The organism is Paraburkholderia sp. BR10937, from assembly GCF_040965695.1.
Classification (GTDB): Bacteria; Pseudomonadota; Gammaproteobacteria; order Burkholderiales; family Burkholderiaceae; genus Paraburkholderia.
Window position 1 is genome coordinate 1 of sequence record NZ_JBFRCL010000198.1, and the last position, 282, is coordinate 282.

The 282-nt window shown below is 52.5% G+C and carries 1 tRNA gene; it reads left to right on the plus strand.

Going from position 1 to position 282, the window contains the following annotated elements:
- Positions 1 to 40 precede the first annotated feature (40 nt).
- Positions 41 to 116 (plus strand) — tRNA-Ala (locus tag AB4Y44_RS42635).
- Positions 117 to 282: the final 166 nt, after the last annotated feature.

Consider the following 282-nt stretch of genomic DNA (forward strand, 5'->3'; position numbering starts at 1 on the left):
CTGCATAAGGCGAGACAGATCCCCATGAGTATGTGTGACTGGGGGATTAGCTCAGCTGGGAGAGCACCTGCTTTGCAAGCAGGGGGTCGTCGGTTCGATCCCGTCATCCTCCACCAATCCTCAATGCGCAGCGTTCTGCACGAAGCAGAACCTTTTGCATTGGCGATTGAGCCAGTCAGAGCGGTATGTGAAAACGTATCGGCTGTCGTTCTTTAACAATCAGGAAGAAGTAGTAAAGAGATTCATCCGGAAGACGGACAGAGATGGCCGTCGAGTAGGTGA